Annotated in this window: 26 protein-coding genes; 18 read left to right on the forward strand and 8 right to left on the reverse strand. The window is 57.7% G+C overall.

Going from position 1 to position 18,417, the window contains the following annotated elements:
• Positions 1-116 precede the first annotated feature (116 nt).
• Genes cas1f through FIV35_RS24700 form a run of 5 tightly spaced genes read right to left on the reverse strand, consistent with a single transcriptional unit; the run spans position 117 to position 5,144 of the window.
• The gene (gene cas1f / locus FIV35_RS24680) at positions 117-707 is read right to left on the reverse strand and encodes a type I-F CRISPR-associated endonuclease Cas1f (RefSeq protein ID WP_162276708.1); all 591 of its coding nucleotides are present in this window, start codon (positions 705-707) and stop codon (positions 117-119) included.
• Positions 708-711: 4 nt separating this feature from the next.
• The gene (locus tag FIV35_RS24685) at positions 712-1,392 is read right to left on the reverse strand and encodes a hypothetical protein (protein WP_023093826.1); all 681 of its coding nucleotides are present in this window, start codon (positions 1,390-1,392) and stop codon (positions 712-714) included.
• A complete protein-coding gene (locus tag FIV35_RS24690; protein WP_033039674.1) occupies positions 1,392-3,605 on the reverse strand; it encodes an ATP-dependent DNA helicase in 2,214 nt (737 codons plus the stop codon). The genes FIV35_RS24685 and FIV35_RS24690 overlap by 1 nt, the downstream gene beginning before the upstream one ends.
• Positions 3,606-3,618: 13 nt before the next feature.
• On the reverse strand, positions 3,619-4,173 hold the full coding sequence (locus tag FIV35_RS24695; RefSeq protein ID WP_033039671.1) for a type I-F CRISPR-associated endoribonuclease Cas6/Csy4: 555 nt from the start codon (positions 4,171-4,173) through the stop codon (positions 3,619-3,621).
• Positions 4,161-5,144 carry an RAMP superfamily CRISPR-associated protein gene (locus FIV35_RS24700; protein ID WP_031684008.1) on the reverse strand — a complete coding sequence of 328 codons (984 nt, stop codon included), beginning with the start codon at positions 5,142-5,144 and terminating at the stop codon, positions 4,161-4,163. Before FIV35_RS24700 ends, FIV35_RS24695 begins: the two co-directional genes overlap by 13 nt.
• Positions 5,145-5,335: 191 nt before the next feature.
• Between FIV35_RS24700 and FIV35_RS24705 the strand changes: the two genes are divergently transcribed.
• On the forward strand, positions 5,336-6,004 hold the full coding sequence (locus FIV35_RS24705; RefSeq protein WP_033039666.1) for a hypothetical protein: 669 nt from the start codon (positions 5,336-5,338) through the stop codon (positions 6,002-6,004).
• 146 nt (positions 6,005-6,150) lie between these two features.
• Here FIV35_RS24705 and FIV35_RS24710 read toward each other — a convergent pair whose 3' ends face one another.
• Positions 6,151-6,492 (reverse strand): hypothetical protein, encoded by a 342-nt coding sequence (locus FIV35_RS24710; RefSeq protein ID WP_011600745.1) that lies wholly within the window; start codon positions 6,490-6,492, stop codon positions 6,151-6,153.
• Between the two features lie 9 nt (positions 6,493-6,501).
• Positions 6,502-6,774 (reverse strand): hypothetical protein, encoded by a 273-nt coding sequence (locus FIV35_RS24715; protein ID WP_033039663.1) that lies wholly within the window; start codon positions 6,772-6,774, stop codon positions 6,502-6,504.
• A gap of 170 nt (positions 6,775-6,944) precedes the next feature.
• On the opposite strand from FIV35_RS24715, the gene FIV35_RS24720 reads away from it, so the two are divergent.
• The 6 genes from FIV35_RS24720 (at position 6,945) to FIV35_RS24745 (ending at position 12,339) form a co-directional block, all read left to right on the forward strand.
• Positions 6,945-8,705 carry a PRTRC system ParB family protein gene (locus FIV35_RS24720; RefSeq protein WP_083377962.1) on the forward strand — a complete coding sequence of 587 codons (1,761 nt, stop codon included), beginning with the start codon at positions 6,945-6,947 and terminating at the stop codon, positions 8,703-8,705.
• A gap of 14 nt (positions 8,706-8,719) precedes the next feature.
• The gene (locus FIV35_RS24725) at positions 8,720-9,181 is read left to right on the forward strand and encodes a hypothetical protein (RefSeq protein ID WP_083377961.1); all 462 of its coding nucleotides are present in this window, start codon (positions 8,720-8,722) and stop codon (positions 9,179-9,181) included.
• 11 nt (positions 9,182-9,192) lie between these two features.
• Entirely contained in the window at positions 9,193-9,405 is a 213-nt protein-coding gene (locus FIV35_RS24730) for a PRTRC system protein C (RefSeq protein WP_011600742.1), read from the forward strand.
• Positions 9,406-9,600: 195 nt separating this feature from the next.
• A complete protein-coding gene (locus FIV35_RS24735; protein ID WP_170245418.1) occupies positions 9,601-10,875 on the forward strand; it encodes a hypothetical protein in 1,275 nt (424 codons plus the stop codon).
• Positions 10,865-11,569, forward strand: a complete 705-nt coding sequence (locus tag FIV35_RS24740) for a PRTRC system protein B (protein ID WP_011600740.1) — start codon at positions 10,865-10,867, stop codon at positions 11,567-11,569. Before FIV35_RS24735 ends, FIV35_RS24740 begins: the two co-directional genes overlap by 11 nt.
• Positions 11,566-12,339 carry a PRTRC system ThiF family protein gene (locus FIV35_RS24745; RefSeq protein WP_050511553.1) on the forward strand — a complete coding sequence of 258 codons (774 nt, stop codon included), beginning with the start codon at positions 11,566-11,568 and terminating at the stop codon, positions 12,337-12,339. Before FIV35_RS24740 ends, FIV35_RS24745 begins: the two co-directional genes overlap by 4 nt.
• Position 12,340: 1 nt before the next feature.
• On the opposite strand, the gene FIV35_RS24750 is transcribed toward FIV35_RS24745, so the two are convergent.
• Positions 12,341-12,640: a helix-turn-helix domain-containing protein gene (locus FIV35_RS24750; protein ID WP_011600738.1), complete on the reverse strand. Its 300-nt coding sequence runs from the start codon at positions 12,638-12,640 to the stop codon at positions 12,341-12,343.
• Positions 12,641-12,769: 129 nt separating this feature from the next.
• Between FIV35_RS24750 and FIV35_RS24755 the strand changes: the two genes are divergently transcribed.
• The 11 genes from FIV35_RS24755 to FIV35_RS24800 all read left to right on the forward strand — a co-directional run bounded on the left by FIV35_RS24755 (position 12,770) and on the right by FIV35_RS24800 (position 18,329).
• Positions 12,770-13,327 (forward strand): hypothetical protein, encoded by a 558-nt coding sequence (locus FIV35_RS24755; RefSeq protein ID WP_033039651.1) that lies wholly within the window; start codon positions 12,770-12,772, stop codon positions 13,325-13,327.
• A 192-nt stretch (positions 13,328-13,519) separates the two neighbouring features.
• Positions 13,520-13,678: a hypothetical protein gene (locus FIV35_RS29690; protein ID WP_156796377.1), complete on the forward strand. Its 159-nt coding sequence runs from the start codon at positions 13,520-13,522 to the stop codon at positions 13,676-13,678.
• Between the two features lie 10 nt (positions 13,679-13,688).
• Entirely contained in the window at positions 13,689-14,000 is a 312-nt protein-coding gene (locus tag FIV35_RS24760) for a hypothetical protein (protein WP_033039648.1), read from the forward strand.
• A gap of 127 nt (positions 14,001-14,127) precedes the next feature.
• Positions 14,128-14,472, forward strand: a complete 345-nt coding sequence (locus FIV35_RS24765) for a hypothetical protein (RefSeq protein ID WP_033039645.1) — start codon at positions 14,128-14,130, stop codon at positions 14,470-14,472.
• Between the two features lie 87 nt (positions 14,473-14,559).
• Positions 14,560-15,249 (forward strand): hypothetical protein, encoded by a 690-nt coding sequence (locus FIV35_RS24770; protein ID WP_033039640.1) that lies wholly within the window; start codon positions 14,560-14,562, stop codon positions 15,247-15,249.
• Entirely contained in the window at positions 15,246-15,461 is a 216-nt protein-coding gene (locus FIV35_RS24775) for a hypothetical protein (protein ID WP_033039638.1), read from the forward strand. Before FIV35_RS24770 ends, FIV35_RS24775 begins: the two co-directional genes overlap by 4 nt.
• A gap of 10 nt (positions 15,462-15,471) precedes the next feature.
• Positions 15,472-15,777: a hypothetical protein gene (locus FIV35_RS24780; protein ID WP_083377959.1), complete on the forward strand. Its 306-nt coding sequence runs from the start codon at positions 15,472-15,474 to the stop codon at positions 15,775-15,777.
• A 249-nt stretch (positions 15,778-16,026) separates the two neighbouring features.
• Positions 16,027-16,272 (forward strand): hypothetical protein, encoded by a 246-nt coding sequence (locus tag FIV35_RS24785; protein ID WP_131657989.1) that lies wholly within the window; start codon positions 16,027-16,029, stop codon positions 16,270-16,272.
• A 119-nt stretch (positions 16,273-16,391) separates the two neighbouring features.
• Complete coding sequence (locus FIV35_RS24790; protein ID WP_033039634.1) at positions 16,392-16,802, forward strand: hypothetical protein; 411 nt, start codon at positions 16,392-16,394, stop codon at positions 16,800-16,802.
• Positions 16,803-16,820: 18 nt separating this feature from the next.
• Positions 16,821-17,009, forward strand: coding sequence for a hypothetical protein (locus FIV35_RS24795; RefSeq protein WP_033039631.1), 189 nt, complete (start codon positions 16,821-16,823; stop codon positions 17,007-17,009).
• A gap of 201 nt (positions 17,010-17,210) precedes the next feature.
• On the forward strand, positions 17,211-18,329 hold the full coding sequence (locus FIV35_RS24800; RefSeq protein ID WP_080725279.1) for a phosphoadenosine phosphosulfate reductase domain-containing protein: 1,119 nt from the start codon (positions 17,211-17,213) through the stop codon (positions 18,327-18,329).
• Positions 18,330-18,417: the final 88 nt, after the last annotated feature.

Raw genomic sequence — 18,417 nt, forward strand, 5'->3', positions numbered from 1 at the left:
CTCCTTGCGGGTTTGCTTGCGCTTGCCAGCGTACTCGGCGTCGGCGAAGGTCATCTGCTTCATCGGGAAACTCGGTGGGTGGGGTCGCGGTATTTTGCCAAATCAGAAAGTCTTTTTCAGAGTTTCCATAGCAGCTTGTTCGCCGAATCATCGCCTTGATGATCTCGGGTAAAACCATCCATGGCCGCTGCGCCAGCACATGCGCGATAAAGCACCTTCGATAACACGCCTTCTTCTGCCAGTATCTGAGCTTCTGACGTAGCCGCCCTTGTCTCTTGCTCAAACCTGAATATCGCCTGTTCGCACGGGTTCAGTTCGGCAAAAACGCTGGCTGTTTTCCTGAGCATTTTGACTCTCGCTGACTGGAAAACTTTCGCCATCGCCAAGCGAGTATTTGGCTCACTCCAACTCCGAACCCATGCTTGCAGGTACTCGGTTGGCCTGTATTCGTTTTGGGATGCGTAATAGATCGGCGTCCCCTCGCCACCTACAAATGCGACAAGTACACCCTCGCTCCCCAGAAACTTCGCCGCTGCCTGAGTTAACGAAGTACCAGGGCCGAGCAAGATGGAAAGAGTCGCCGCGTGCGGAATGCTCCAGAACTTCTCCAGTGCGTCTTTCGAGCGCACCAAGCAGAGCCTTTCATCGTCCACCTGGATGCGGCAATGCTCCAAGTAGACGATTCCCTCTTTGTGACTCGCCAGCACCGCGTTACGCCGCCGTGTCCATCGGGTAGACCGCCTGGACAGCCTCACCCGACCAATACGGCACCCGCACAGTCAGATCAGCGACCGGCATTTTGCGGTGGCCGCTAATGCGGTTCCACACGTCGAGCGGTAACGGCCTGGCCGGCGAGCCGCTGGGCATGATCCAGGAGCAATCACGGTCAGCCGATACCTTCACCCAGCTCACGTCGATGATTTCGCCAGCGCCAGCATTGGCCCGGCGACCGAGGCCAGGAATATTGTTCTTGATCAGCTCAACCACGCGATCAGGATCACCTTTTCCAAAGAAAATCACGGTCTTGGCGTCAATGCCGGCGTAACTGCTCATGTTGGCTTTGTACGGGCCGCGCTTAATGTCCACGCCAAGGTAACGTTTAACCTTGCCCTTGGAGTTAGGCGCAAAGTGCTCATCGGTCATATCTGCAAGGCCGCGCAGGTTCATAATGCGCTGTACCGTGGCGTGGGTGTACCCACCCGACACAAACGCGCAACTCCCTTTAAAGATGCCGTCCTCACGCTCAAGCGGGATGTGGGGTATTGTGTCGCCCCCCATGAGCCCCGTTTCACGAAACACGGCAGCCGACAGCAGTCCGTCGAGCGTGGTGCGCGGTCGGCTCATCACGAATGGCGTTGCGAGCTTGATTACTAGCTTGAAATCAATTGCCATCAGACAAGCTCCGGTGTGTGGACTTTGCCGCTGGTCAAGAACAAGCGAGCCGCGTTGAAGCTGTCTTCAAAGCGTTGCGGGATGCAGCCGGCAAACGTGGCCAGCACCCGCTGCCGCCGAACCATCAAAGCATCGTCAAGTGACGAAGAAAAAGACTCTGGGTACGGAAAGCGCGAGTCAGCAATCCAGACCTCTACGCGGTCATCGCGCTGACGAATCCCACGGCCCAAGCCCTGTACGAGGCGGCGGCGCGCCTCGGCACCGAGGTCGGCAAACTTGATGGCGGTGATCTTGTCTTCGCTGTAGCCACGGTGACGCAGCACCGCTTCTTTCAGGCTCAGGCGGAAGCCATTAAGGGAGCCGAAGGGCAGGCGCGTGATAACGAGGTTCTGCACGTCACCCGGCAGGTCAAGCCCTTCCCAAGCGCCCGGCGATATCATCACGGCGTTTTCGGTTTCGACATAACGCTGTTTCAGCGTGCTCATAGAGTCGCCCTGCTTGGCGACGATCAGGCCCGGCACGTCGGCGAGAATCAGGCCCAGGCTTTTCGTATCCGCATGACTGAGCGTCAGCACCAGCGTTTTGCCGCCCGCGCTAGCTGCCTCACGAATCATTGCCCCGGTGTACGCCAGCCATTCGGGGTTGGAGGCGGAAACATAATCCTGATCTTCGCTGACTTCGCCGGTCGGTAACGGCGCATCTGGCGCAGGCAAGACAAAGAACATTTCACCGAAGTCGGCTGGCGCATCGAATACGCGATACAGATCAGCGGTGACGTTGTGAATCGGCGTGTTCATGCCTGCTTTGCAGTGGCGGATGACACCTACAGTGTTGGCGAAGGCATCGAAAGCTGCCGGCAATGTGCGCCCCGGTGTAGCCAAGGTTGCAGACGTAAAAAGAGCTGCTTTCAGGTAGCTGCGTTCAGGCAGTACGCGGCCATCGTCTTCATCCCACCAGTCAGCCTTTGCAAGCAAGCGGGTCAAGATGCGAGCAGGTTCAGGCTGTCCCACGCGCAACGATGGGTAGTGGCGCACGGGAGACCAACTGATGATGCTCGTGTTGCCTTGTGAGCGTGAAGCCTTCAGAACGGCATCCAGGCTGTTGTAGCTGTCGCAGAAGTTGGCGATCAGTGCCTTCTTGTGCGCAGAATCACCCAGCTCGCTTTGCGGCGAGGTGAGGATCGTGGAGAATTTCTCGACATGAGGTTTGAGCGTGCTCAGAACGCCAGCGATGCGTTGCCCAATCTCTTGTGGCAATGTCGCCATTTTCGCGTGGCCGGGATCGACAGCCATCACCGCGCTGTACAGGTTGCCGACATGATCAGTGATGCCCGGCAGGCTGAATGCCTCGGCCACTTCCTGCGTCAATCGGCTGAACTGGTGCATGGACACGTCAGCGCCCAGCACGGACTCGGCAGCGTCAGTCAAGCGGTCAGCCTCGTCGCAGATCAGTACGCTAGCTTGGCGCCCAGGATTGAGCAGTGCAGTCCAAAGCATGGCGTCCATCATCACTAGCGCGTGGTTGACGATCGCCACGTCGACGGCATGCGTCTCTTGCATCGCGATCGTGTAAGCCTCGTTTTCGACTTCCGGTGATTCACTCGACAGGCACAGCAGCTTGCTATCCAAGCCGTCAGGCAGGCTTGCACCCTCCCCCAGTTCGGCCAAGTAGTCATCGAGCGTCGGCAACTGTTGCGCATCACCTTGCAGCCACGCGATAACACCAGCCACAAAATCGGCGGCTTCGGCTGCGCCAGCATCGGCAAGAAGCGCTTTCTGATACTGGCATGCTTGCATGGAAAGGTAGTTGGCGCGCCCGACCCGGCGCGCAAAACTCACGCTGACGCCCAGTTCATCTTGCACCCAAGCTTGCGCCCGAGGCGCGTCGTTTTTCAAAATCTGCTGCTGCAATGCCTTCGTGTACGTCGAAACAATCACACGCTCACCCGTAATAGCAGAGTAAGCGAATGCCGGCACCAGGTAGCCGAGTGTTTTGCCCGTCCCCGTGGCGGCTTGCAGCATGTTGACCGCCGCCGCTCGCTCGGCAGGTGAATACCGGCAAAAGCCGCGAGCAACGGCTTTTGCGTATTCGTGCTGCTTGTTGTTGTAGCGGAACGTGCGCTTACCTTGCTCGCACTTCCCACGCACCATTTTGCCGTTCGGCCCGAGCACGTTATCCACGACTTGGAGCAGCTTTTTTTCTAAATCGCTCATGGAGCACTCCGGCTTAAAATTGAGGGACGACCGCGCCGAAGCCATAGCCGCGGGGCTCCGCCGAACGCAGATCAGCAGCGCTTACACGCTTGATGAAGATGTAAAAGTGCTGCCCCGTGGATCGGCTCTGCATGGGCAGCCGATGACTGGCTTTCAGCCATTCGCCATAAGCCGGCTGCTCATACACTTCACCCCGCGCCAGCGCACGACGCTCCAGCCGGCGCTGGTGAGTGGGTGAGCACTTGTCGGGTTTGCGGTGACGGCGATAGCCGTGCGACCAGGCAGCATTATCTGGCACCGTTTTCACTTCACCCCACACATCTACCAACTCAGCCTCAACCAGCGGCGAAATAACCGACAGGCAGTGTTCGATGGCCGAAGGCTCACCAAGCAGGCGCACCACAGGGCCAAACCCGCCCGGTACGTTTTTCCAGCCCGGCCAATCAATCGCGACCGGCTTCCCATCTTGGGCGCTCAGGTGTGCTCCCGTCACAATGCGCCCATGAAGCTCAAAGAATGCGTTGCCATTGTGGGGCGCGAGGTCGATGTAGTGCGTCAGGCTTTGCATGCGGCAGCACTCGGAATCGACAAGTTGAATTGATCCCCAGCCAAGTAGTCTTGGAACGCTTTGCGGGCGGCGAATACTTCGCTGTCGGCTGGCGCTTCGATGGTCACAGCGCCAGCGAACGGCTCAAGAACCAGTACGCCCAACGAGGTCTTGCCTTCGCCCGGAACGACTTTAAACAGCTCCCAGCGGGCAGATACGAGGCCGCATCCTGCGGCGAGGTGAGCGCCGAGGGTAGGCAGTGCGCTGAAATGATCCAGCGCCGCAAGCAGTGCACCCAGCTCGGTCGGTTTGGCGTTGTTCAGCATGAAACGATGGCGCATCACCGCACCAGCCGGAATGGCTTGCCAGCCGTCGAGCGGCATACCGATAGACATTTTCGCCCCGGTTTCAGCCTTGACGTTCTTCATGTCAGTTTCGAGCTGTTCGATTTTGGCACTCAGTTCATCGACACGATCACCCTCTTTCGCGGCGCGTGCAGCTTTGCGGGCTTTGTCGAGTACGGCTATTTCCTTCTTGATGCCCGAGGCATCGCGGTTGCCCTGCGACTGTGCTACCAGGGCGCTAATATCTGCCTGCGACAAGAACTCAATTTGGCTGCGGTCGCGGTACAGGTCGTCACTGCGCACGCCGCTGAACACATGCGGCACGCTGACCGATTCACAGATCGCGTTGCCAACGGCCAGCCGGCCATGAACCATGCCCATGTAGCCTGCATCGCCAGCACCAAACAGACTCAGCAGGACGTTGCGCTCACGCCACTGCGATTCTTGATCCACCGATGCCTTGTCGGTTTCCTCGGAACCCTTGATGCCGCCGAGGGTGAGCAGATAGTGCTGGTCGAGCGACAGCGGCTTGTCGTTGCCAGTGCGTTTGATTTCGTTCTCACGCAGCACATCACGCAAAGCGCGGCGCAGCTTGCCGCGAATCCCGGTAGCCGGGAAATACAGACGGTTGCCTTCCGGGGTCTGCATGTGGGGCACTGGGATTGGCTTACCCTTGCCGCCTTCCGCTTCTTTCAGCGCCGCGCTGCACGTAGCCAGCGGCTGCTCTGCTTTGATTTCGCCTTCGAGTACATAGTGAGTTGCCATTGAATCGTCTCCAAGTAGACAGCGCGGATGGCTGGAAGTAATCTCGGCGAGAAATTAAACCCGAGGTAAGTTAAATGCAAGAATTAGATTTCTGGTACAACTGCATTGGCCGCTACCTGGCACCCGATGTTGAGCCTGCGGCGTCCACCAAGATCGGCGTCCAGACCCGCATGAAAAAGGGCATTGCGAGCAACACGCTCGGCGCAGGTATTGATGCGTTCTATATCGCCAGCCCGGACAAGAGCGTTCTCATCGGCAAGGTCGAAATGCCGAATATGCCCGGCCTGTCTTTCGTGCCGAGCGAAGACGGCAGCGGCGAGAAGTACATTGCGCAATGGCTGGTCAATGATGCGCCGCTGGATGCGGCGTGGATGATCGGGGTCATCGGCAACGCAAACCCGAACGCCAGCATGAAACGCTCTCAGCCCCCGGCGCTCTGCCGATTTTGCGCAGCCGGTGCGACGTTTGAGTTTGACCTGAGCATTGTGCGGCAGGCCGTGACGATCATGGGCGATTTGGACTGGAAGAAAGACGTAGCGCCAGCGCTGCATACCTTTCAGTCGCGCCAGCAGGCCAACGTTGCGGGTAACGCCGCCAAGGTCGAGTCGGATAACAAGACACTGCAAAAGGCTTTCGCCAAAGCGCCAGCGCTCAAAGATGCTTTGCTGGCGCTGTGCCGACTCCCGCTAAAACCACGCTCAGGAGAATATGAAGTGCTGTCATGGTATAACCGCGTCCGTTGATGTCTTTGCCGCCGCATAGGCGGCTTGCAGGGTGCTGAGCCACCCAACCGATCTGTTGCTGTGTGCCGCCGTGTAGGCGGTTGATAGAGAGGTCAGTTAGATGCACCTATTGCCGCCGAACAGGCGGCTTCTAGTTGAGCGATTGGCTAGATTTCCAAGAACAGCATCGCAAGCGGCTGCATCATCTGAAGTCCCCAGGCGAAAAGCTCGAATCGAAGCAAGCCCAGCAGGCAGGTGATAAAGAATCCCACCACGATCCCTACCAGGAAGACCGAGTACAAAGTTCCAACTCCTGGGCTACTGGATTCGCCCCCCTCTCTTTCCCCTCCCCAGTTCGGAACTTTGATGCGAAGCCGCTCGCGACGGAAATCTTTTGGGTTGTAGTAGGCATCCTTTACCGGATCGTTCTCTGAGCGGTCTGTCTGATTCCCTTCGCGGGCGCGTTGCCTCGCTCGCTCCTGCATGTACTCCCTATCGTCCAGTCCCACATACGTCTCCTACAGTTTTCCGAGAAACGAAAGCAACCCAACCACGGAGCCAGCCAACGTCGATACAGAAAAGGTCAAATCCCGCATTGCCCTGCGTTTCTTGTCGATCCTTCGCGCCAGCAATGCTCCGAACAATGCGCCAGCGAGCGAGCACCCAACGAACATGAAGATTTTCGCGTGGAATTCGGCTATTGCTGCGGCCACATAGGGTGGGAGCGAAGATTGAGCCAGCGCTGACGCCGGTGCAGCCAGTATCAGCAAAACGGCAGAGAAAAATTTCATTGGCTTGAGCGTCCACCTGTCTCTGAATGTGGGGCCAATTTTCGCTCGGAGCGTGCGCTCATTTTGCTGTTTTCACGCAACGTTTTCGTCGGATTTAATGGGCCGCTACTACTTGGGTTTTCCAGAAAGTGGGGGAAGCTGAACTCATAGCAAACACGGAGTTTAGCCAAGTGAATCAGCAAGTAGCCCAAGTCCTCCCCCTCGGCCGTATCCGCCGCAACCCGCAAATCGACCCGCGTAAAGGCCGGAAGAAGTCCGCTTATGAGCAACTGGTACGTTCGATCAGCGCTAAAGGCATCATCCAGCCGATTCTGGTCAGGCCTGTAAGCGATGACCCGAACTACGACCATGAGGTGGTCGCTGGCAACCGGCGCTGGACTGCGGCCCACGATGCGGGCTTGATCGAGGTTCCCGCCCTGATCCGCGCTATGAGCGATCAGGAAGCGCGGTTGATTGCTGCGCTGGAGAACCAGGTGCGGGCTGACCTGACGCCAATCGAAGAAGCCCAGCATGCCGTAATTTTGCTGGAGGACATGGCCAACGACCACTTGGCGGTGATGAAGGCCTTGGATTGGTCTAGAACCAAGCTCGACAGCCGCCTGCTGCTCGCCCATGCCTGTGATGCGGTGGCCGATGCCCTGCTGGAGGAGCAAATCAAGATTGGCCACGCTGAATTGCTGTGTCGTCTCCCTGCCCCCGATCAGGCGGGCATTCTGTCGAAGATCATCGAGAAGAATTATTCCGTCGAGCAGACCAGGGCGCGCCTGCTGGAGTTGACTCGGGACGTTTCGACTGCACGCTTTGACACCACCGAATGCCGGAGCTGCATCCACAACTCGGGCGCGAATGCCGATTTGTTCGAGGCAAGCCTTGGGGCGTCTCGCTGCCAGAACTCTGTCTGCTGGAACCGGAAAACCGAGCAGCTAATTTCTGTTCGGTTGATCGAGGCGCAGGAGGAGCACGCGGTGGTTCATAGCGAGCTGAATCTCGCGAAGGACTCATACGTGAAGCTCGTCGCACGGGGCGAGGATGGTGTGGGAGAGCAACAGGCAGCGGCGTGCGCTACCTGTGCAAGCTTCGGCGCAGTGGTCATGGTGTCGAGGGGGCGCGAAGGCGACGTGATCGGCGGTATGTGCTTCAACAAGCCTTGCCACAAGGAGAAAACCGCCGCCTACAAAACAGCCCTGGCCACCGTAACGAACACAGCACCAGCCACCGTTGCCGGGGGCGCTGTTGGAGCAGCCCCGGCCAAGCCGAAGGCCGCAAGCGCAAAGCCCACCCAGGTGAAGAAGTCGCTACGCCGTGAAGCCTTCGACCTTTACGCCCGCATGAGCAAGCAAGTCGTGCTCAATGACCGCTCGCTAGCGCTGGCTGTGGCCATCGTCAGCATGTATTTCGAGATGCGCAGCGACCTCAAGAGCGAGCTGCGGGCACAGATGGAAAAGGCAATGGGTGTCACAAGCGCCCTGATGACCACGGCTCGCGCCGATGCCGAGATTCGGCTTGCGCAACTCGGGGAGGAAAAGCTCCTCACGTTCATGGGCAGCATGGCTGCTGCCTCGCTATTCCGCACGGATAGCGCTGACGCATTCGAGAAATCCGTGTCGGGTGCTCAGTCGCTCAAGTTCATGGAGTACGCGAACGTCGATCCGGCCAAAGGATTCGTGATGAACGACGGCTACCTCAAGGCCCAGGTTAAGGCGGGCATCATCGAAGATTGCAAGCGTTCAGGCTTTGCCGCCGCCTACAACGAGGCGAAGGGCGAAAAGGCTTTTGAAGGGCTGACCACCGGCAAGGCAAGCGCTCTTATCGACGCCATCTTGGCTTTCAAAGAGTTCAGCTGGTTGGGTTATTTGCCGCCTGCGTTACAACTATCGGCACAGGGCGGGAAGAACCCCGCTCCCCAGCAATCCGAATCGACCCAAGCCTGACAGGGAACATCATCATGCAATCCACGTTTTTTTCCGTAATGGCCACTGCACTTGCTGGCACTCAACACCGCGTCAATGTGGCAATCGAAACCGCCTCCGCCGACGCGCTGAAAGTGATGATTACCGCTGACCTCGGCCCTACACCTGAGAAGGCATCCGAGCACGAAGTGCAGCTTCGCGCCGCCATGTGTCGTCCGCTGATCCTGGTAGGGAGTGCTGTTGAGATCGAGGAGGCGCTGATGAAGCGCCTGACACAGCACGTCCAGGCGCTGAATGAGGGGGTGAGCCTGCTGGATGAAATCCGCTCGATTGGAGCGACTGTGCAGGCGAAAGCCGCCACGGCACCTACCGAGCCGCCTGATACGCCCGACCTCGATGCAGATGCCGAGGATGGCGACGCTGCGCAGGTAGGTGGCGGCTCGGGCGTGGACAGCGGCTCAGGCGAACCCAATCTGAACCTCGCGGCCTCTTTCTAGGAATTGCACTCATGGCACTCGTTGAAATCTCTCTTGCCCGCGTTTTTCGTTACGCCGGTCGTGATCTCCCCGACCCGCAGCCCGAAATGTCCGTGACTGACGTGCTGAAACACTATGCCCGTCAGTTCCCAAAGCTCAACGGAGCGAAAATTATCGACCCCATTGTGGAGAATGACAGCTATGTCTACGAGTTCCGAGACGGCGGATTCGGCGCAAAAGGTTGATCCGCTTGAAGTCCTGAAAGCGTGGGAACGTGGCGAACTGGATCGCCACCTCCCGTCCGGTACCGAACCTGATTGTTTAGACCACCAGCAGAGACAAAGGCTATGGAAGTTGCTCTCCTCCCCCGCCAATCCCGGCACTATCGACTTCCAACTGCCGCGCTGACACCTCTTAGCTTGCCGAATGTTGGGTCTGTGATGCGTGAAGCACAGGCCCAACTGTTCAGCCGGGACTATGCAGGGGTGGTCGACCACCAAGCTCATAGCATGCTGTGCCGGGAGGCGCTGCAAGCTGGTCTGGTTGCCGATAGCGCCATCGAATGGCTTCGGCAGTACCCAAATAGCTACGGGCTGCATCGCCTTACGGGCGAGGTAGTACAGCGCCTTGGTGCGTCCTTTGCCATCAGCGATGAAGGCCTTTTTCCACAGCGCACCAGCCTGCTGAATCGGCTGAATACCCCATACGTCGATCCAGTTGAGACGGCATCCTATGCAATAGCCGCTGTAGAGGCTGGGCTGGTCGGACTTGATGCGCTCGCCCCCCACATCGAGGCAGGCCCTGATGGGGCAGGCCGGATAATGGCGGAGCTGGAGCGCTCGTTGATTGGCCGGGTCAAGCTGCCAAAATCCGTTGAGGACGCCTACTCCTTCGGAATCCAGGACGGTCATTTCATTCTGGAGTCGAGCTGCTTCGCTACTTTCACAGTTCAAGCGCCAGCGAGCCTGGAACTGCGAGTGCTTCTTTTCAAGACACTCGACGCGATGACACGCCATCTGCTGCCGTTTCATACGCCAATGACGTTCCTGGGGCCGTACAGCTACTTGAATCACGGGCTTTCGGAGGCTTTCGAGGAGCTGTCTCCGCGCTTGGCAACACACTCTAGAGAGGAACTGTGCGCCTTCCTGCTGGACGATTCGGTCGAGCATGATGATTACATCGCCGAATATCTCTACTGCCACGGCCAAGACGAGGATTCTGTAAACAGCTTGCTTGACGCCATCTATGAGATGGATGAACTGAAACAGATAGCTGGAGCCACCCTTGGCCAGGGAGATCGGTGCGAGATCGAGGAGCTGTCCGATCAGGCGCGGCAAATCTGTGAGCGTGATGATGCACACGCCCCGTTGGTTCAAGTGCTGGCGGAAGCCTTGCAGCACTGCCTGGAGCATGAGGCCAGTGGATCGCTCAAAGAGTTCAACCCCCATGATTTCCCAGGCACAGCCGGTGATGGGGTTTCTCTTTTCGAGAGCATTCTGGTGTGCCTGACTAGGGATTTTCCAAATCTAGAGCAGAGTAGCTATGACGGTTTTGACGGCATTGTCAGCGGCTCTGGCTTCCCTGCAATTGGGTTACCGCTGAGTCCTGATCAACTGCGCACCGTCACCCTGCCAGTTCTAGATGCGCTATCGCTGACGCTAGGTCTGTTGCAGCGAATCGCCGACGCTTTAGAGGAATGCGGTAATGCTGAGTGAAAAAGTTTCGAGCAAGGCCATGCTGATACATCACCACAGCCAGACCGGCGTGGTCACCGTCACCAGTCACAGCGTCATCGCGCTGGAAGATGGTAAGGCCGGCTTCACGCTGGGCGCTGGGAGGGCATTCAGTCCCTACGACAAATCCGAACTGGCTGCTCTGCTGTTGAATGAGGATGCCGGAGCAGAATTTCTCCCTGAGAGTTATCTGTTCAGCTCACGCACCGTCTTGGCGTGGTACCGCCGCCCTGGTGTGCACGATATTCCGATCCTTGGCGAGCGCATACGCGCCCCGCTGCCAGGCTTGATCTTCATCGCTGCGGCCAACCAATCCTTCCGTTGCTTTGCATTCAAGGGCAATCAGCGCCCGACGCCGGAGACAGAACTCTTCTATGCCCCGTTGGGGAACGTGTACCAAGGCGGAACCTTCTGTACTGGCAGCGGCAATGTTCCCCGCGATGTTCGACGTGAGAACATCCCGGCCTGGGAGAGCTTCGTGCTGGAGAGCGACAACACCCACAGCGGTACGGTTGAGCCGGTGGCGGGTTGCCGCTCGTTTGAGGCCTTGAAGGAGTTCTATCGAGCACTGAGCGAGAAAGGATCGAAGCGGTTCCCAGCCTCGAAACTGGTTTCAGCAGGGTCATACAGTGGCCCGCTAACGCTAGCGCAAGCTATCAAAGGGGGTGCGCGATGAGCGTTCATCCGATCACAGCTCACCAATCGCCGATCTACAAGACGCCAGCCTCGTGGGTTGAACGCGCACCACGCATTGTGGTTGTCGGGGCCGGTGGCAATGGCAGTGAGGTGGTTGATGCGCTGGCCAGCTTCCACCATGCGCTTCGCTCCCTCGGCCATCCAGAGGGGCTGGAGGTCACGGTCATTGACGATGCCATTGTGCGCGAGCCGAACCTTGTACGTCAGCGTTTCTGGCCGTGTGACTTGGGCCAATTCAAAGCAATCAGTTTGGTGAATCGTTACAATCTCATGCTGGGTACGTCCTGGGAGGCCCTGCCCTTCCGATTCCCAAGCCAAGAGACCATAGAGGCGATGCGCGCCGCCGACTTGATCATTTCCGCTGTTGACCTTTCTTCGGCCCGCCGCGCAATCGCCAGCAGCGCGCTGCTATCCCGACACTGCATGTGGCTTGACCTCGGCAACGAGGCCCGCCATGGACAGGTTGTGTTCGGCGCTGCGCATGTAGACAAGAGGGGCATCTACCCCAACGTGATGGACGCTTACCCTGAAATCGAAACGCTCGAAGATGACACCAAAAAATCCTGCTCGGTTGCGGAAGCCATTCGTTCGCAGGACTGCTTGGTCAACCGGGCAGTTACAACTGCCGGAATGAGCATTGTGTGGGAGTTGCTGCGGACGGGGGAAACCGATAAGCACTGGATCACAGTGGATCTGGCGTCCGGCTCTCAAAACGCTTTTCCGTTCCCTGCTGTTCCGCAATCCGCCTAACTCAACCGCTTCCGTCTTCGCATTGATCCAGCCGCTGCTCCATCTGCGATATCAGGTCAGCGGCTTTAACTTCGAGGGCTTTGGACAATCTCATAATCAAGGGAAGTGTGGGCAGACTCTCGCCCCGCTCGATTTTCCCCAGGTGCGCCCGCTCAACCCCAGCCAGGAGAGCAAGTTTCTCTTGAGCTAGGCCCGATTTTAGGCGTTCTTCGCGTACGACATTGCCAAAAGCTCCTGCCACCTGAGGGTCAAAGCTTGATGTTCCTGCCGGTCGCCCGCGTGTAGGTGGTCGCTTCTCCATAGACAGAAGCGTTATCGGCAGGAACAATTAAAACCACGTTTAAGAATACCCGTTTCGCTATTTACGCTATGCCCAGAGGGCCAGCGGAGCGGTTTTATGTGCACACTCCCCTGGTTAGGACTAGCAAACATGACTCACGTTGACCCCTCCGTACCTCAGCACTTGGCAGAGCTTTACCAGGAGCTAAACGCATCGAGAGCGACCCTGCTGGCATTGATTGAGGCCGAGGGTTCCGGCATCCATCGGCGGACACTGGATCAGCTTGATCGCATGATTGCGGAGATATTTTTCCCACTGGAGTTCGTTGTTTACAGCGAAGAAGAGACGGTGCCCTTGGATGATCCGGCGTCTGCTACCCCGACCGGGTATGCGTGGCGAGTGACTGGCCGTGAGGGCGAGATCAGGACGCTCCGGTGTGACGAAACCGGCCAGGAAATATCCATCTCGATTGGAAGAGCCATCACAGACTTCGCTTTGGTGCCCAATCACCTACCGGAAGCATACTTTCCCGATCTCGATCTCACCCCGGCGCAACTGGAGGGGAAATATGCACAGCGTGGCAACGATCACCCTTTCTTGACCAATTACCAGTGGCTTCAAGCAGTGCGCAACAACCAGACCCAGTTTGGATACTGGCAGTGGGTTCTGGCTCAATTGCTGGCCCTGCACCGACGCTCGCTCCCCTAAAACCCCGCACGAATACCGCGCCAGCCACTGATGCACCTCGGGGCTTGGCGCAGGCCACTCCAAAGCTTCCGCCCGCCCTGTACCTCTTGCCCAGATAAATTCCTCTTCAATCGGTGTGGGAAGATGCCTGCCCCGACTTGGGATATCTGCGCCGGCCTTTATCCTAGTCGCAGGCAAATAGAGGAGACCGCGATGCGCACTTTCACCGGCACAATTAAGACTGATGTACAAGGATCTGAGGTGGAATTTGAATTCGAGGTCGATGACAACGCTACTGCTGAACAGATCGAAGCCGAGGCAAAACAGGCGGCGTTTGAGCTTGTCCAGTGGCATTACGAAGAAGTGAAGTAGGAAAGTGCCCATGAGCGAGCAAGTAACGATGCAGTTCGGCCCCCTGGAGCTGCGCAAGACAGAGGAAGGCTGGCAGTACCTGAGCGAAGGCGTTGGCCATGAGCCTGATACCTGGTGCGATGCTACCAGTGTGCTTGGGCCGTTTGGCGGTTCAGGTGTGAACGATCTGCTTGATGAGTTGGCTGCAACAAAAGCCAACGCAGAAGCACGCGAATCCGAGCTTGTAGATGTTCTCCAGCACATTCGAGGAAAAAGTTGCTGTTCGGACGCTTGGGATGCCATTGACGAGGTTGTGCCGTATAACGACGCGCTGTACAGCTGATACAAGAAAATCCCGCAGCAGACCACAGCCCCTTAATTGGGGCTAAGTCCGTGAGATGGTGCCAATTTTCGGTTACGCAACGATGTCTTGGTCATCAAAGGTATGACGCGCTGAAGGAGTGCTGAACATGTTGGGAGCTGCATTTATCGCCGATATAGCTGGTCTCTTCTACTGGCTGTTGATCCTACTGGCAATTGGCGCAGCCCTCACTTGGTTGTGGACGTTCGTCGATCACCTGGACATCCGCAAGGGTTGGCAAGCTCTGGTGGTGTGCGCCGTGACGATAGTTCTTGTGCGTGTCGTTGGGGCACAGGCCGACCACTATCGGGCGATGGCGACCGCTGCTGGAACCGGGCTACAGCCGGGCGATGGCCTGGGCATCTTCTTCATGTTCTTCATGGGGGTCGGGCTACTTGTAACCCCATTCGTGCTGCTTTTCTCGGGTAACGGCAGCAAGAAGGAAGGCAGTTGATAACCGAGTACGCACCCCTCGCATAAATCTCGATCTCTACCAACTCGGCGGTAAATCCACCGAAAAGCGCTAAAGGCGTCAATCATAATGCTCTACATCCTCCTATGCTCCGTTGTTCTGCTGATCGTGGTCATTGGTACCGTCGCTCGCGCTACGTTGGCCTTGGTTTCCCCCGGCCCTGGGCAGCGGCTACGTCAAATGGTTCTCGTGCTGGCTTCCTATGCTGTAGGCATGGCCTACTGCGCACCACTGCTTTACCTCTTCTTTGGCCCAGATGGCGCTCCGGGGGAAACTCTTGGCGTCGATACTGCGCGGCTAACCGTCTATCTGCTTTTGGCTGCCTCAGTGGCCCTACTCCTCTACATCCCCTCGCTGTGGAAAAGAGCTGCTGACTCCAAAGGCTTTTGGCCGATGGGCCAGCTGACACTCGTTGCTTTGGCATGCTTCGTAGGTGGTAAGTCCGCATATGACCACCTGACGTTCTTCAACAACGATCAAGCTGGCTGGGCAGATGTTGCTCTCATGAAGGAAATCGGAGAAATAACCGATATGCCGGGATGCACCAGCCCGGTTGCCTTTGTCCGGTTCCAATCCACTGGCCCATTTGAATACCGCTGCCCTGGTTTGATCGTTTTCAACCGGCTTTCATCGCAGCCTTTCGGCCCATGGCCACACAACGATAACGGCTCAAGCCAGCAGCTCGCAGATGTCATCCTGAAAATCAAAAGCGAAGCGAAAGTGGCGGATGACTTTTCAGAGGAGCCCGCCCCGCTATGAGTACGAAAGCCCGCAAGCCACAGCCAGCTCAACCACCGGATGTAATGCCTATTGAGTGGCCGCGCGCCGACCCGGCCGAGCTGGCCAAGTTCGACCCGGCGTCGAAGGTCTGCAACATGAATTGCGGCCCTCACAAGAACGACCCACGCAGCCATGCCGAGCGGCTGTTTCTGTGTGACGACTGCTATGCGCCCACAAGCATCAATTTCTAGGAACCCATCCATGGAAATGAAATTTCGCACCCAGTCCGGTGCCATCGTCACCGCCGATCCTATGGCTGAGGGGCCGACACCCCTGGAGCTTGCAGATCCTGCTGCTGAGCATGGCGTAGGCCAAGTCGAGCCTGCACACCTGCTGCGCAAACAGATCGAGGGCGTGATTCGTGAATACGGTGCAGATCCTGCGGAAGCCGCTCTGGCGGTCTGCGTCATTCTCGACGGGAACTTGGGCCTGGCTGAAGACGGCTGGTTTGACGATGACGAAACCGTTCTGAACGCGATCATTGCCGGCAGCCAGGCTGACGACTGATCTGTTTGACGAAAAGCGGAGGCGAAAACATTGGTCTGGATCAAGACAAAAGACCTCATGCCTGCTCCAGGGGTGCCCGTGCAGTGCAAACTCAGGCATTGCAGCAGTGGGACTGTCCAGCAGCATCGCCTAGTCCGCGTGGTCGAGGACGATTGTACCTGGCGAACTGCCGGCGACCTTTGCGAAGTGAGTTATGACTGGGACGTGATCGAGTGGGAGTCCGCCTAGGGCAACGGAGAGGGAACAAAAATGATGAACGTACCTATGGGGTTGTTAATTCTGGCAGTGTCATTTTCTGTCAAGGCGGCAGGTCAAGGCGAACCGATGGAACCGTTCCTGGGCATCCTAAAACTGGTAATAGCTCTCGGTGGCTTAGTTGTGGTTTTGACTGCGGCACGTTGGCTGTATAGCTGGTACCAATGTCGAAAAGTAACCCGTACCGCCACTGAATCTGTCAAAGAGCGTGTCGCTCGTGGTCAGAAGCCCTATTGCTAACTCCCATTCTTCAGTGGAGTTTTGCAGGGCGAACCCCGTTAATGCCCACGCCCCGCTTAGCGGGGCTGGGGTCATAGGAGAGGGCCACTTTCGGGCCTCACAATGAAGAAGGACACATCATGGCAACTGAATCTCCGTTTCTGAAGCACCGAGAGATCTTGCTCCACCAATCCTACAGCGCCGCTGGCGCGCTCCAAGATTTTGCCCTGAGCTGCTACAACGGCCAGCTAGGGCAGTTCCGGGGTGACGCCCTGGCCAACTTCGACCAACAGCACTTCGCAATTTTTGTCGAGATGGCCACCTACTACCACCAGCACCGCGAGAATGATCCACACTTGCTCGAGGTCGGCGCGGCCATCTGGGCGGATCGTCGTGATCGCGGGCGAAAGCACTTGGCCGAGCTAGCCGAGCACCGTGCGATCAACCCGAAAGAGTACCCGGACGGCTCGGAGCGAGATTATTTCGACCAGTTGGATTGGCTGAACCGGCAAACTGAACGCATGAAAGCGAAGGGCTGGATCGACGAATAAAACTGAATGGAGACCACGATGGCAAACGCACCCAGCGAGTTGATGCAGCAACAAGATGACCCTGTGTGGTTCGTGGAGGAGCGCCAGCTGAACGGCGACTGGATCGCCATCGACCGCGCGGACGATCAGGCCGAAGCCGAAGCGAAGTTGAGCCATGCCGAGAACTGCCTTCCAGGCACGTACCGTCTGAATCGGTCGGATTGGTGAGCCCGGCCACGCAAGAGCCATCCCATCCAGGAGAAGCGCAGCCAAGTAGCAGCCGATCGTGCTCTGTTTCCTGTAGATGATTTCTCCTCGGCTTCCTCCTGTCGCAGGGAGGAGCCGCCTCCACCGCCCATCAGTTGGGATTTCCCGTTGCCGCCGTAGGCTGAGTCTGTAGGCACCAGGTAGGTGCTCAGAGGACAGCCAATGCACCCGTCAATCTCCCGCGCACACCAGTTCGACGACCAGGTAGTTATCCCGGCACTGGGCCAGCAGCTCACCCTGCTTGGGTTCGAGCCTGAGCCTGCTGTGCTGGCAGAGGGAACCTATTTCGATGCGCCGACAGTGGATCTGGACAGCTATGACCACGTTGTAGTCTGTGTGTCTGGCAAGGACAGCATCGCTTGCCTGCTGGCACTGATCGAACAGGGTGTGGATCTGCGTCGTGTTGAGCTCTGGCACCATCGGGTGGATGGTGCAGAGGGGAGCACCCTCATGGACTGGGCTTTCAATGACAGTTTCATCGAGAAGTTCGCAGCTGCATTCAATCTGCCGCTCTATTTCTCCTGGTTGCAGGGTGGCATCGAGGGCGAAATGCTCAAGATGGACGCCTACTCCAAGCCTCACATGGTCGAAACTCCAGGCGGAATTATCTGCTTGGATCGGGATACCAGTCGGACATCACCGGCGACCCGCCGCCGGTTTCCTCAGCAAAGCGCCAGCCTGACAACACGCTGGTGTAGCTCCGCAGCCAAGATCGATGTAGGCCGTAGGGCCATCACCAATCAGGAACGCTTTCTCGGTACCAAGACCTTGTTCGTCACAGGTGAGCGCCGTGCTGAGTCGAGCAACCGCAGCAAATACAATCAGCTGGAACCTCACGCCGTCGACCGGCGCAAGGGTCGCCTCGGCCGGCACGTAGATGCTTGGCGACCGGTGCTGCACTACAGCGAAGAACAGGTGTGGGAGCTGCTTTCTCGTCACCGAGTGGAGGCACCTGTCCCCTATCGCTTGGGCTGGGGTCGCTTCAGCTGCATGACGTGCATCTACAACTCCCCGAAGGTATGGGCCACCATCAAAAAATACTTCCCTGAGCGGGTTACCCCGATAGCCGGTTACGAGGACGAGTTTGGGTGCACTATCAGCCGGCAGAAAATCAACGTGGTGGATCTGTCGGCCACAGCGGAAGCGTTCGATATCACCGATCTGGACGCACTTGCCCAGGCGCGCCAGCGCGAGTACGTACTGCCGATATTCACGCCAGAGGGCAAAGCCTGGCAGTTGCCAGCTGGAGCATTCGTAACCGAAGGCTGCGGATCGGTTTAAAAAACTCCTCCGCGGATTTCTCCTGAACCGAAGCCGACCTCAGTTCCTTGGGATTTCCGATGCCTGCCGTACCTTGAATCCATCAGCT

The organism is Pseudomonas rhodesiae (assembly GCF_007858255.1).
Lineage (GTDB): Bacteria > Pseudomonadota > Gammaproteobacteria > Pseudomonadales > Pseudomonadaceae > Aquipseudomonas > Aquipseudomonas rhodesiae.

Coding starts and splice junctions, on each gene's coding strand:
- FIV35_RS24730 (WP_011600742.1), top strand. CDS start 9,193: ATGGCACTCGTTGAAATCTCTCTTGCCCGCGTTTTTCGTTACGCCGGT.
- FIV35_RS24735 (WP_170245418.1), top strand. CDS start 9,601: ATGCGTGAAGCACAGGCCCAACTGTTCAGCCGGGACTATGCAGGGGTG.
- FIV35_RS24780 (WP_083377959.1), top strand. CDS start 15,472: ATGGAAATGAAATTTCGCACCCAGTCCGGTGCCATCGTCACCGCCGAT.
- FIV35_RS24765 (WP_033039645.1), top strand. CDS start 14,128: ATGTTGGGAGCTGCATTTATCGCCGATATAGCTGGTCTCTTCTACTGG.
- FIV35_RS24685 (WP_023093826.1), bottom strand. CDS start 1,392: ATGGCAATTGATTTCAAGCTAGTAATCAAGCTCGCAACGCCATTCGTG.
- FIV35_RS24800 (WP_080725279.1), top strand. CDS start 17,211: ATGCACCCGTCAATCTCCCGCGCACACCAGTTCGACGACCAGGTAGTT.
- FIV35_RS24740 (WP_011600740.1), top strand. CDS start 10,865: ATGCTGAGTGAAAAAGTTTCGAGCAAGGCCATGCTGATACATCACCAC.
- FIV35_RS24700 (WP_031684008.1), bottom strand. CDS start 5,144: ATGCAGACCCCGGAAGGCAACCGTCTGTATTTCCCGGCTACCGGGATT.
- FIV35_RS24760 (WP_033039648.1), top strand. CDS start 13,689: ATGAGCGAGCAAGTAACGATGCAGTTCGGCCCCCTGGAGCTGCGCAAG.
- FIV35_RS24775 (WP_033039638.1), top strand. CDS start 15,246: ATGAGTACGAAAGCCCGCAAGCCACAGCCAGCTCAACCACCGGATGTA.
- FIV35_RS24785 (WP_131657989.1), top strand. CDS start 16,027: ATGATGAACGTACCTATGGGGTTGTTAATTCTGGCAGTGTCATTTTCT.
- FIV35_RS24690 (WP_033039674.1), bottom strand. CDS start 3,605: ATGAGCGATTTAGAAAAAAAGCTGCTCCAAGTCGTGGATAACGTGCTC.
- FIV35_RS24770 (WP_033039640.1), top strand. CDS start 14,560: ATGCTCTACATCCTCCTATGCTCCGTTGTTCTGCTGATCGTGGTCATT.
- FIV35_RS29690 (WP_156796377.1), top strand. CDS start 13,520: ATGCGCACTTTCACCGGCACAATTAAGACTGATGTACAAGGATCTGAG.
- FIV35_RS24725 (WP_083377961.1), top strand. CDS start 8,720: ATGCAATCCACGTTTTTTTCCGTAATGGCCACTGCACTTGCTGGCACT.
- FIV35_RS24745 (WP_050511553.1), top strand. CDS start 11,566: ATGAGCGTTCATCCGATCACAGCTCACCAATCGCCGATCTACAAGACG.
- FIV35_RS24695 (WP_033039671.1), bottom strand. CDS start 4,173: ATGCAAAGCCTGACGCACTACATCGACCTCGCGCCCCACAATGGCAAC.
- FIV35_RS24795 (WP_033039631.1), top strand. CDS start 16,821: ATGGCAAACGCACCCAGCGAGTTGATGCAGCAACAAGATGACCCTGTG.
- FIV35_RS24705 (WP_033039666.1), top strand. CDS start 5,336: ATGCAAGAATTAGATTTCTGGTACAACTGCATTGGCCGCTACCTGGCA.
- FIV35_RS24755 (WP_033039651.1), top strand. CDS start 12,770: ATGACTCACGTTGACCCCTCCGTACCTCAGCACTTGGCAGAGCTTTAC.
- FIV35_RS24715 (WP_033039663.1), bottom strand. CDS start 6,774: ATGAAATTTTTCTCTGCCGTTTTGCTGATACTGGCTGCACCGGCGTCA.
- FIV35_RS24790 (WP_033039634.1), top strand. CDS start 16,392: ATGGCAACTGAATCTCCGTTTCTGAAGCACCGAGAGATCTTGCTCCAC.
- FIV35_RS24750 (WP_011600738.1), bottom strand. CDS start 12,640: ATGGAGAAGCGACCACCTACACGCGGGCGACCGGCAGGAACATCAAGC.